General features: G+C 66.8%; 11 protein-coding genes. 1 reads left to right on the top strand and 10 read right to left on the bottom strand.

The window, feature by feature from the left end; genetic code table 11:
- The 7 genes from EN943_RS31115 to cbiE all read right to left on the bottom strand — a co-directional run.
- On the bottom strand, positions 1-815 hold an 815-nt coding region (locus EN943_RS31115; protein ID WP_127415891.1), incomplete at its 3' end, for a nicotinate-nucleotide--dimethylbenzimidazole phosphoribosyltransferase.
- Positions 816-866: 51 nt separating this feature from the next.
- Positions 867-1,643, bottom strand: coding sequence for an adenosylcobinamide-GDP ribazoletransferase (cobS, locus tag EN943_RS31110; RefSeq protein ID WP_127415890.1), 777 nt, complete (start codon positions 1,641-1,643; stop codon positions 867-869).
- Between the two features lie 3 nt (positions 1,644-1,646).
- A complete protein-coding gene (locus tag EN943_RS31105; RefSeq protein WP_127415889.1) occupies positions 1,647-2,960 on the bottom strand; it encodes a cobyrinate a,c-diamide synthase in 1,314 nt (437 codons plus the stop codon).
- Complete coding sequence (gene cobA / locus EN943_RS31100; protein WP_127415888.1) at positions 2,957-3,775, bottom strand: uroporphyrinogen-III C-methyltransferase; 819 nt, start codon at positions 3,773-3,775, stop codon at positions 2,957-2,959. The genes EN943_RS31105 and cobA overlap by 4 nt, the downstream gene beginning before the upstream one ends.
- Positions 3,772-4,536: a precorrin-4 C(11)-methyltransferase gene (cobM, locus tag EN943_RS31095; protein WP_127415887.1), complete on the bottom strand. Its 765-nt coding sequence runs from the start codon at positions 4,534-4,536 to the stop codon at positions 3,772-3,774. The genes cobA and cobM overlap by 4 nt, the downstream gene beginning before the upstream one ends.
- The gene (locus EN943_RS38555) at positions 4,533-5,069 is read right to left on the bottom strand and encodes a cobalamin biosynthesis protein (protein ID WP_245476044.1); all 537 of its coding nucleotides are present in this window, start codon (positions 5,067-5,069) and stop codon (positions 4,533-4,535) included. The genes cobM and EN943_RS38555 overlap by 4 nt, the downstream gene beginning before the upstream one ends.
- A complete protein-coding gene (gene cbiE, locus EN943_RS31080) occupies positions 5,066-6,295 on the bottom strand; it encodes a precorrin-6y C5,15-methyltransferase (decarboxylating) subunit CbiE (RefSeq protein WP_127415886.1) in 1,230 nt (409 codons plus the stop codon). The genes EN943_RS38555 and cbiE overlap by 4 nt, the downstream gene beginning before the upstream one ends.
- Position 6,296: 1 nt before the next feature.
- Here cbiE and EN943_RS31075 point away from each other — a divergent pair, with 1 nt between their 5' ends.
- Positions 6,297-7,058, top strand: coding sequence for a cobalt-precorrin-6A reductase (locus tag EN943_RS31075; RefSeq protein ID WP_127415885.1), 762 nt, complete (start codon positions 6,297-6,299; stop codon positions 7,056-7,058).
- On the opposite strand, the gene EN943_RS31070 is transcribed toward EN943_RS31075, so the two are convergent.
- From EN943_RS31070 to EN943_RS31060, 3 genes are read right to left on the bottom strand one after another with little or no spacing between them, the layout of a single operon-like run.
- A complete protein-coding gene (locus tag EN943_RS31070; protein WP_127415884.1) occupies positions 7,022-7,786 on the bottom strand; it encodes a precorrin-3B C(17)-methyltransferase in 765 nt (254 codons plus the stop codon). The two genes, EN943_RS31075 and EN943_RS31070, sit on opposite strands and share 37 nt — an antisense overlap.
- On the bottom strand, positions 7,783-8,541 hold the full coding sequence (locus tag EN943_RS31065) for a precorrin-2 C(20)-methyltransferase (RefSeq protein ID WP_127415883.1): 759 nt from the start codon (positions 8,539-8,541) through the stop codon (positions 7,783-7,785). Before EN943_RS31065 ends, EN943_RS31070 begins: the two co-directional genes overlap by 4 nt.
- Complete coding sequence (locus EN943_RS31060; RefSeq protein ID WP_127415882.1) at positions 8,538-9,170, bottom strand: precorrin-8X methylmutase; 633 nt, start codon at positions 9,168-9,170, stop codon at positions 8,538-8,540. The genes EN943_RS31065 and EN943_RS31060 overlap by 4 nt, the downstream gene beginning before the upstream one ends.
- Between the last annotated feature and the right edge of the window lie 124 nt (positions 9,171-9,294).

Raw genomic sequence — 9,294 nt, 5'->3', positions numbered from 1 at the left:
GTGTGGGCAAGGCCGGTTGGATGCAGCTTTGCCAGCGGGGCCGCGGCTGCGGTGCAGACGAAGCCGTCGAGCAGCACGGGTATGCCGAGATGCCGAGCGGCCAGCGTGGCGCCGAAGATGGCGGCGAGTTCGCGGCCACCGAGTGCGGCAGCGATAGCAAGCGGGTCGGCAAGGGCGGCGGCGTGACGCTTCAGGCCGGCTTCGATGGCGACCACCTTGCGCTTCAGGCCGGCGTCGTCGACGCCGGTGCCGCGTCCGGTCCATTTTTCCGCACCGCCGCCGAACAGCGCGGCTGAGATGGCAGCCGCTGGCGTCGTGTTGCCGATGCCCATTTCGCCGAAGCAGATGAGGTCGAGATCCTTCGTCACCGCATCATAGCCGGTGGAGACTGCTGCCAGAAAGGCCGCTTCGTCCATTGCCGGACCTTGGGTGAAGTCGCCGGTCGGATGGTCGAGATCGAGCGGAATGACGTCGAGTTCGGCGCCGGCCATGCGGGCAAGCTGGTTGATGGCGGCACCGCCGCCGGCGAAATTCGCCACCATCTGTACGGTCACTTCCGAGGGATAGGCCGACACGCCTTGCGCGGTGACGCCATGGTTGCCGGCGAAGACGAAGACTTTGACGCGGTCGAGCTTTGGCATGTCGCGGCCCTGCCAGCGCGCCAGCCAGGCGGCGATCGTCTCCAGCCGGCCAAGGCTGCCTTGCGGCTTGGTCAGCGTGTCCTGGCGGCGGGCGACCGCATTGGCCGCGGCATCGTTGCCGGCCGGCAGGTCGAGGCAGGCGGCGCGCAATTCACTAAGGGATTTGAAGGGCATGGGGGCAAAGTCTCCGAAAAGGAATCAGGCCAAGAGAATCAGGCCAAGGGATCAGGAAAGAGCTACGGAAGCGACGAGAAGCACCGCGATTTCGCTCGCCTGCTGCAAGGCGCCGATCGTGTCGCCGGTCTGGCCGCCGATCTGGTTGAGGCAAAGGGCGCGGAAGGCGACAAACAGCAGGCCAAGCAGGATCAGCGCGAAAATAGCGCCGCCCAGTCCAAGCAGGAGCAGCGGGATCGCGCCGAGCACGGCGCCGGCTATGGCGGTTTCCTGCGAGACGGTGCCGGCATCGGCCGAGAGGCCGTCGACGCGCGCTGGAGGCAACAGATGCATGAAGGCGCCAAGCAGGCCGCGCGAGGCCGCGTGCGCGGCCAGGAGGGCAAACAGCGCTTGTGTGGGATCGATGAATTCCGAAAGCGCACTCCAGCGGATCAGCAGCGACAGGCCCAGTGCCATGGCACCGTAGGCGCCGATGCGGCTGTCGCGCATGATCTCGAGTTTGCGGCCGCGTGATTTGCCGCCGCCAAAACCGTCGGCGACGTCGGATAGCCCGTCCTCATGCAGGCAGCCGGTGGCGAGCACTGTCGCCACGAGCGCGAGTGCGGCCGCCGGCCCCATGGCGAGGCCGAACCGTTCCGCCGTGGCAAAGACGATGGCGCCGATCAGGCCGACGACAAGTCCGGCAATGGGGGCTGCCCAGATCGCGGCGGCAAGGCTGCGGCCGCGAAAATCGAAGACGGGCAGCGGCAGCCTGGTGAAGAAGACCAGGCAAAGCGCGATGTCGTCGACGACCTGCCGCGGTGAAAGGGCCAGATTCCTGAACTTCATGCTCTAGCCCCTCGCAATCGCATGGAAGAAGGTGCCGCTGACATGGCCGCGCCGATAGCCCGAGGCGCCGATCGGATTGCCCTGGCCGTCGGCAAGGTCGGCCAGCGGCTCGTCGTTGCCTGTCGCCGTCATCTGCGCATAGTGGAATTCGTGGCCACGGATCAGCGCCCCAGCCGAGCCCAGCGGGCAATCGGCGCGCAGCCGCGCCTCGCGATAGCCGAGGTTCATCTTGCGCTTGGCGAAGCTGGTGGAATGGCCGAGCAGACCGAGCATCGCATGTGTTTCGCCCGACGCGTCCTCGAGCGCTTCGCCCAGCACCATGAAGCCACCGCACTCGCCATGGATCGGCTTCATCTCGGCGAACCGCGCCATCCCGGCACGGAAATTCGCAGCAGCGGCAATACGGCCGGCGTGAAGTTCGGGATAGCCGCCGGGCAGCCAGCAGACATCGCAATCCTCGTCGGGCGCTTCGTCGGCGAGCGGCGAGAACGCGACGATTTCCGCGCCTGCCTTGCGCCAAGTGGCGGCGACATGCGGATAGAGGAAGGTGAAGGCGGCATCCTCGGCCAGCGCGATCCGCTGGCCGGGCGGCGCCAATGCGTCGGCGAAGCCGCCGGGCGCCGGGATGAGAGGCGTTGCCAGGGCCATGATCGCATCGAGGTCGAGCGACTTTTCCGCCATGTCGGCCAGCCGGTTGAGATGCGCCATCAGGTCGTCATATTCGCCGGCCTGGACGAGGCCGAGATGACGCTCGGGCAGGTTCAGCGTGGGATCGCGCAGGATGGCGCCGACGACCGGCAGGCCGATCGCCTCGATGGCCTCGCTGCACAGCTTGCGGTGGCGCTCACTGCCCAGTCGGTTGAGCACGACACCGGCCATGCGCACGTCAGGATCGTAGGTGGCAAAACCCTTGGCGACAGCGGCCGCGGTGGTCGACTGGCCGGAAACGTCGAGCACCAGCAGCACCGGCAGTCCGTAGAGCCGCGCCAGGTCGGCCGCCGAACCGGTGCGGCCCGGCGAGGCCGGAATGCCATCGAACAGGCCCATGGCGCTCTCGAGGATGACGAAATCGGTATCGTCGGCCGCCTGCGCGGCGAGCGCATTGAGCAGCGACGGCGGCATCGCCCAGCTGTCGAGATTGACGCCGGACAGTCCCGTGGCGGCGGTGTGGAAGCCGGGGTCGATGTAATCGGGGCCGGATTTGGCGCCGCGCACCTTCAACCCGCGCCGGGTCAGTGCGCGCAGGATGCCGATGGTGACACTGGTCTTGCCGGAGCCGGAGCGCGGCGCGCCGATGATGATCGCGCGGGCCGTCATGCTTGCCCCGCAAGGGCGGCGCGCATGGCAACGATGCCGCCGACGACGATCAGCGCCGGCGAGGCAAGACCGGCGGCTGCAGCTTCCTCGGCAATGGTGGCGAGCGTGGCGACGACGGTTCGCTCCTGCGGCGTCGTCGCAGCGACGATCACAGCCGCCGGTGTCGACGGCGCCAGCCCGCCATCGAGAAGGGCGGCTGATATCAGCGGCAGATTGGCCATGCCCATATAGACGACGACAGGCTGGCCGGTGCGGGCGATCGCCGCCCAATCGAGATCGTCATCGGTGCCGGCGGCATGGCCGGTGGCCAGGATCACAGCCTTGTTGATGCCGCGCATGGTGGCCGGGATGCCGGTGGCGGCCAGCGCGCTGAGGCCGGATGTCAGGCCGGGCAGGACGCGAAACGGAATACCTTCCCGCGCCAGCGCCAGGGCTTCTTCGCCGCCACGGCCGAAAATATAGGGATCGCCGCCCTTCAGCCTGACGACGCGGCGGCCGTCGCGTGCCAGCCGCACCAAAAGGGCGGTGATGTCGTCCTGTTTCATCGACGGTTTTCCGCCGCGCTTGCCGGCAAAGAAAAGCTCGGCATTTTCGGCAACTGCGACAACGTCAGGTGAAACCAGTGCGTCGTAGACCAGCGCATCGGCCTCGGCCAACGCCGCCAGCACTTCCAGGGTCAGGCAGCCGGGGTCGCCGGGACCGGCGCCGGCTAGCCAGACGTGACCCGGCTCAAGCCGGCGCGGCTTGAAGTTCAGCCGGGACAGTGCCTGTTCGAGCGTGGCGTTTTCGCCGGTATTTTTGGTGCTGCCGCTCACAATCCGTCCCGTCCGCGAAAACGCCGCTGGTAGTGGGCGTCGTATAATGAACTCTCGCCAAAACCTTCCGCGGCCAGCGAGCGGCCTACGAAGATGATCGCCGTGCGCTCCATCGGATCGGCGGCCAGCAGCGCCTCGATCGTCGCCAGCGTGCCGGTCAGCACGCGCTCGTCCGGCCAGGAGGCGCGGAAGACGATCGCCACCGGGCAATCGCCGCCATAGTGCGGCGTCAGCTCGGCGACGACGCGGTCGATGGCGTGGATGGCAAGATGAATGGCGAGCGTGGCGCCGGTGCGGCCAAAACCGGCCAGCGTTTCGCCGGGCGGCATTTTTGAGGCGCGCCCGGAAATGCGGGTCAGCACCAGGCTTTGCGCGACTTCGGGAATGGTCAGTTCGCGGCGCAATGCTGCAGCGGCAGCGGCGAAGGAGGGGACGCCCGGCGTCAGCGTATAAGGGATGCCGTGCTTTTCCAGCCGGCGGATCTGCTCGGCCACCGCGCTCCACACCGACAGGTCACCGGAATGGAGACGGGCGACATCATGGCCGGCCTTATGAGCATCGAGATAGGTGGCCTCGATCTCGTCGAGCGACATCGGCGCGGTGTCGATCAGCTTTGTCCCCGGCGCGCAGTGCTGCAGCAATTCGGGCGCGACGATCGAGCCGGCATGAAGGCAGACCGGGCAGCTCGCCAGCAGCCGCGCGCCGCGCAGCGTGATGAGGTCGGCGGCACCGGGACCGGCGCCGATGAAATGGACGGTCATGGCGCATCTCCACTGATGGCGATGGCGCAGGTGACCGGGCCGAGCACCGTGCGGGGCCCGAGCAGTCTGGCGCCGGCGCCGGCAACGGCAAGGGCGGATGCTTCGGAAACCGATGGCGTGCCGGCGAGTTCTTGCGAGAGGTTGCGCGAGGCGGCCCCCTCATCCGGCCCTTCGGGCCACCTTCTCCCCTTTGGGGAGAAAAGACTGGCGGCGGCGCTGGTAGACTCCTCTCCCCCCGGGGGTCCGAAGGACGGGCGAGACATGTGGCTCGCCCCGGAATGGTCAGCCGAGCGAAGCGGAGGCTGGGTGAGGGGGAGCGACGGTTCGGCGCCGGCAACATCCACCACTATCACCGGGAGATTGAGTTCACGGCCGGCAGCGAAAATGGCGCCTTCGTTGCGTTTGAATTCAGTTGTGGCGAGCGCGGACAGCGCTGTCATCGCCAGTCCATGGGCCTCGAGCGCGGTTTCGATCGCCGCAAGTACGTCTTCGACACGCACGCCTTTTCGGCAACCGATGCCCGCGACCATCATGGCTTCACCCAGCTCCATTGGGTGACCGGCATGGCCGGCCGCCAGGCCTGCATCGCGCCGACCGGCGAGGCGCGGGAGATGCTTATCCGGGTGAGATCGCCGCCCAGTTTTACATGCTGGGCGAGAAGTAGGGCCTCCATCTCCAATGTCACCGCATTGGCGACGAGCCGGCCGCCGGGGCGCAGCGCTTTTATAGCCACCTTCAACACGCCGGCGTCGCTGCCGCCACCACCGATGAAGATAGCATCCGGCGTGTCCAGTTTGGCAAGTGCCCTGGGGGCGCTGCCTTCGACCACGACAAGGCCGGGAACGCCACAGGCGGCGGCGTTGCGGCCGATGCGGGCGGCGCGAATCGGATCGGCCTCGATGGCAATCGTGCGCATCAGGGGGTGGGCCAGCATCCATTCGATGCCGATGGAGCCGGAGCCGGCGCCGATGTCCCACAGCAATTCGCCGCGCTTCGGTGCCAGCGCCGACAGGGTGATGGCGCGGATTTCGCGCTTGGTGATCTGGCCGTCATGGTCGAACAGATGATCGGCAAGGCCTGATGTGAGCGGCAGGACGCGCGCATCCGGACCGGATTCAATTTCGATCGCCAGCACATTGAGCGGATTGATATTTTCGAGGTCGAAGGCATCGGCGCGGACCGAGCGCCAGCTCTCGTTCGGCCCGCCCAGCGCCTCCAGGATCGTCAGTCGCGAGGCGCCGAAGTCGAGTTCGGTGAGCAGGCGGGCGATTGCCGCAGGCGCATCGCTATCCGACGTCAGTGCCAAAATGCGCGCGCATGGTTGCAGCAGCGGCCGGATCAGGTCGAGCGGACGGCCATGCAGCGAGACGGTCTCGATGTCCTGCAGCGCCCAGCCAAGCCGGGCGGCTGCCAGCGAAACGGCTGACGGCGCGGGGATGACATGCATCTCCTGTGGCTTGACCTTGCGGGCGAGAGTGGCGCCGACGCCGTGGAAGAAGGGATCGCCGGAAGCGAGCACGCAGACGCGCCTGCCGGCAAGGGCGAGCACGTCGCCCATCTCGACATCGAAAGGAACCGGCCAGGGGCGGGCCTCACCCTTGGCGAAGGACGCGACCAGCGCCAGGTGACGCCTGCCGGCGAAGATGATCTCTGCCTGGGCAATCCGCTGCTTGGCCTCGTCGCCGAGACCCGCTAAACCGTCCTCGCCGATACCGACGACCGTCAGCCAGGCGGCTCGCGATTGATGCTCAGCAGGCATGATGACCCACCGTATTCTGATCCTCGGCGGCACCACCGAAGCGCGGCAACTGGCCGGAAAACTGGCGGCGCGCGCCTCGGTCACGCTGTCGTTGGCCGGGCGTACCGAAAGCCCGATCGCACAGGGCGTGCCGGTGCGAACCGGAGGATTTGGCGGTGCCGATGGGTTGGCCGCTTATCTGCGGAAAAAGCATATCGATTTGCTGATCGACGCAACGCATCCCTACGCCGCGCAAATCTCCGCCAATGCCGCACAAGCCGCGCGCGTCGCCGGTGTGCCGATCCTTGCCCTGCGGCGCCCGGGCTGGGAGCCTGTCGAAGGCGATCGCTGGACGCTGGTCGATACGTCTGGCGATGCCGTGCAAGCGCTTGGACCTGCGCCACGCCGCGTTTTTTTGGCATTGGGCCGGCAAGAGGTTGCGGTTTTCGAAGCAGCACCCCAGCACCACTATCTCATTCGCAGTGTCGATCCGGTCGAGCCCAGGCTGGCCGTGCCCGATGCCGAATATCTGTTGGCACGTGGCCCGTTCCGCCAGGCGGAAGAACACGCTCTGCTCGAAAAGCATCGCATCGATGTCGTCGTGTCCAAGAACAGCGGCGGCGAGGCCACCTACGGCAAGATTGCCGCCGCAAGGGCGCTTGGCATAGAGGTGGTGATGGTCCGCAGGCCGACCTTGCCGGACGTTCCAGCGGCTGAAACCGTCGAAGCGCTGACCCTGATGGTCGATCATTTTGTCCGCCCCGTGGACGAACGCGGCGTGTAGACCAGCGCCGGTCTGTCACTGCGCTTGATGATACGGGTCTCCGGCGAGCCGATGATGATGCAGGTCGCCATGTCGGCCTTTTCAGCCTCGACATCAGCCAGCAGATTGACCTCGATGCGCTCGTCGGGCCGGCCGGCGGCGCGGCCGAAAATCACAGGCGTGGTACCAGGCAGGATCGCGGTCAGGCACTCGAAGGCTCGGCCAAGCTGCCAGGGGCGCGCCTTGCTGATCGGGTTGTAGAGCGCGATGACGAAGCCGGCGCCGGCTGCCGCCAGCAGGCGCAATTCGATCAGCTCCCATGGCTTCAGATTGTCGGACAGCGAGATGGCGCAGAAATCATGGCCGAGCGGCGCGCCGATGCGGGCGGCAACGGCGAGCATGGCGGTGATGCCGGGCACCACAGTGACATCGACCGCCCGCCATTCAACCGGGCCGGCCTCGATCGCCTCGCAGACGGCTGCCGCCATCGCGAACACGCCGGGATCGCCGCCGGAAACCACGGCGACATCATGGCCTTCGGCGGCTTTGACCAAGGCGTCCTTGGAGCGGGCGACTTCCTCGCGGTTGTCGGAAGCGACGCGGGTCTGGTCCGGGCGCAGCTCCAGCCGGTCGAGATAGGGTTTGTAGCCATAGAAGAATTTTGCCTCGGCGACAGCGCGGCTGGCCTCCGGCGTGACCTGATCGGCATTGCCGGGCCCAAGGCCGATGACGGTGAGACGGCCGCTCATACCTGCGCTCCCACAGTGCCTGGCCGGCCGGACCAGCCGGCGACCAGGACGATGGCGAAATAGGGCGCCTTGTCGTCCTGTTTGTCGGCCAGTCTCATCGACACGCTGCCCGCCATGGTGCCGCGTTCGACGTAGACGGCGCGCGACAGCTTGGCCGTAGCCTCCAGCGCCCGCCTGATCTTGGGCAGGTTGCGGCCGACCTTCATGATGACGGCGGCGTCGGTGTCGGCCAGTCGGCGCGTCAGCTCGAACTCGCTCATCGTGCCGGGCAGCACCGTCAGCACGTCGTCGCCCTGGACGATGGGAATACCGGTCTGCGACCAGCAGCCGGACATGGCGGTGACGCCGGGAATGACTTCGGTGGGGAAGCGATTGAAGAGGCGCACATGCAGATGCATGTAGGAGCCGTAGAAAAGCGGGTCGCCTTCGGAGAGCACCGCAACCATTCTGCCTGACTGGAGATGTTCGGCGACCTTCTCGGCCGATTCCTCGTAGAAAGCCGTGATCTGCGACCGGTAGTCGTCGTGATCCCTGGCGATTTCGGTGGTGACGGGATAGAGCAGCGGCAATTCCGTCATTTCGGGCCGGAACTGCGCTTCGACGATGGCGCGCGCGTTGCTGTTGTTGCCGCGCTTGGCGAAATAGGCCACGACATCGGCCTCGGCCAGGATGCGGGCGGCTTTCAGGGTCAGCAGTTCGGGGTCGCCGGGACCGGTGCCGACGCCGACGAGACGGCCTTTTGCAATGGCGTTCACAGGCCCGGCCTCGCCAATGAATTGAGCGCGGCGGCGGTCATGGCGCTGCCACCAAGCCGACCACGCACGATGGCGTAGGGAACGCCGTAGGAATTCTCGGCGAGCGCGTCCTTCGATTCGGCAGCACCGACGAAGCCGACCGGCATGCCGATGATGGCCGCAGGCTTCGGCGCGCCGTCGCGCAGTTTTTCCAAGAGGTAGAAGAGCGCGGTCGGCGCATTGCCGATGGCGACCACCGAACCGGCCATGCGTTCGCCCCAGAGGTCGATCGCGGCGGCCGAACGGGTGTTGCCGATTTGCCCAGCGATGTCGTGAGTGCGCGGGTCGCGCAAAGTGCAGATGACCTCGTTGCCGGCCGGCAGCCTGGCGCGGGTGACGCCATGCGAGACCATTTCGGCGTCGCAGAAAATCGGCGCGCCCGCCGCCAAAGCGGTGCGGGCGGCGGCAACGAAATCGGGGGAGAAGACGAAATGACTTGATGCTTCGACCTGGCCGCAGGCATGGATCATGCGGATGGCGACATCGGCCTCGGCTTCGGAGAAGCGTGACAGATCGGCCTCGGCGCGGATGATGGCGAAGGAGCGTTCGTAGATCGCCGTGCCGTCATGGATGTAGTCGTAGGCGGCCATGCTCATTTCCGTTTTTCAGTTTGGGCCTGTCGGTAAGCCTCGGCGATACCGGCCGGCCCGAGCCTTGTCAGGCAAGCGGCGGCGGTTTCGCCTTGATCTCGTGTGCTGCGGATCAGTGCCGCGA

Origin of the sequence: Mesorhizobium sp. M7A.F.Ca.US.006.01.1.1 (assembly GCF_003997935.1) — a bacterium.
Classification (GTDB): Bacteria; Pseudomonadota; Alphaproteobacteria; order Rhizobiales; family Rhizobiaceae; genus Mesorhizobium.
Note: the sequence above shows the minus strand (reverse complement) of the source record. Positions and strands in the feature narration are given on the sequence as shown.

Excerpts from the sequence above, each read along its gene's own strand:
- cobS (WP_127415890.1), bottom strand. The coding sequence starts at position 1,643 with ATGAAGTTCAGGAATCTGGCCCTTTCACCGCGGCAGGTCGTCGACGAC.
- EN943_RS31105 (WP_127415889.1), bottom strand. The coding sequence starts at position 2,960 with ATGACGGCCCGCGCGATCATCATCGGCGCGCCGCGCTCCGGCTCCGGC.
- cobM (WP_127415887.1), bottom strand. The coding sequence starts at position 4,536 with ATGACCGTCCATTTCATCGGCGCCGGTCCCGGTGCCGCCGACCTCATC.
- EN943_RS38555 (WP_245476044.1), bottom strand. The coding sequence starts at position 5,069 with ATGATGGTCGCGGGCATCGGTTGCCGAAAAGGCGTGCGTGTCGAAGAC.
- cbiE (WP_127415886.1), bottom strand. The coding sequence starts at position 6,295 with ATGCCTGCTGAGCATCAATCGCGAGCCGCCTGGCTGACGGTCGTCGGT.
- EN943_RS31075 (WP_127415885.1), top strand. The coding sequence starts at position 6,297 with ATGACCCACCGTATTCTGATCCTCGGCGGCACCACCGAAGCGCGGCAA.
- EN943_RS31070 (WP_127415884.1), bottom strand. The coding sequence starts at position 7,786 with ATGAGCGGCCGTCTCACCGTCATCGGCCTTGGGCCCGGCAATGCCGAT.
- EN943_RS31060 (WP_127415882.1), bottom strand. The coding sequence starts at position 9,170 with ATGGCCGCCTACGACTACATCCATGACGGCACGGCGATCTACGAACGC.